Origin of the sequence: Pseudoalteromonas sp. SR45-5 (assembly GCF_014163565.1) — a bacterium.
GTDB classification, from domain to species: Bacteria; Pseudomonadota; Gammaproteobacteria; order Enterobacterales; family Alteromonadaceae; genus Pseudoalteromonas; species Pseudoalteromonas distincta.
Genome location: NZ_JACJDN010000932.1, coordinates 1 through 1,043, shown reverse-complemented (window position 1 = coordinate 1,043; position 1,043 = coordinate 1). Strand labels below are relative to the sequence as shown.

The following is a 1,043-nucleotide window of genomic DNA, read 5'->3' as shown; positions in this document are numbered from 1 at the left end:
AAAGTACGTTGCTTAAGTTAATTAGCTTAATGGAACGTCCTTCAGCAGGTAGTGTATTTATCAACGGTGTTGATTTAAACAAAGTAAACTCGCGTCAAATTCCTTATGCTCGTCGTGATATAGGTATTATTTTTCAAAACCATAGGTTATTAGAGCGCTACACTATTTTTGATAACGTGGCATTACCTCTCATTATTGAGGGGACTCACCATAAGCAAATAGCTAAACGGGTCCATGGCGCGCTTGACAAGGTAGGCCTAATTGACAAAGTGAAATGTCATCCTTCAATGCTCTCTGGAGGCGAACAGCAACGAGTTGGTATTGCCAGAGCTATTGTAAACTCCCCACCAATTTTACTAGCTGATGAACCAACAGGTAATCTTGACCCAGAGCTTTCAATGGAAATACTAAAGTTGTTTGAAGACTTTAATAAACACGGTACCACTGTTCTTATCGCAACGCATGATTTGGGTTTGGTTGCACGTATGAAGTATCGTAGCTTAACCTTAAAAGATGGCCGTATGCTTCAAGACCCGCTTGCTGAGGGGGCACTATGAGTTTACTTTTTAAAGGTCGCCAAAATAGTAACGACAAGCAAAAAAAATCAGTATTAGCTGGCGGTTACTTTTTTATTATTAATATTTTTCGCCAAGGTGTGCATAGCTTAGGTGAAATGTGGCGCACGCCGCTTGCGTCTATGATGACTATCGCTGTACTTGGTTTGAGCCTAACGTTACCTGCAACACTTTACTTAGTCGTTAAAAACGTACAGCAAGTGAGTAGTGGCTTTGAAGAGGCGAGTGAAATATCGTTGTTCGTAAAAGAAAGTATGAACGAGCAAGAAACGCAAACACTAGTAAAGCGTTTAGCACTTTACCCAGAAGTGGAAAGTGTTGAGTTTATTTCAAAACAACAGGCATTAACTGAATTTAAAGATGTATCTGGCTTTGGGCAAGCTTTGGAGTATTTAGATAAAAATCCATTACCGGATGTGGTACTCGTTACTCCAACAAAACGTCACAGACACCCAAATGCCGCTAAAG

The 1,043-nt window shown here is 40.3% G+C and carries 2 protein-coding genes; both read left to right on the top strand.

From position 1 onward, the window contains the following. Positions 1 to 557 (top strand): cell division ATP-binding protein FtsE (locus H5072_RS20175; RefSeq protein ID WP_182694602.1); only part of this gene is annotated, 557 nt, incomplete at its 5' end. Continuing rightward, positions 554 to 1,043 (top strand): ABC transporter permease (locus tag H5072_RS20170; protein WP_220488745.1); only part of this gene is annotated, 490 nt, incomplete at its 3' end. The genes H5072_RS20175 and H5072_RS20170, both read left to right, overlap by 4 nt.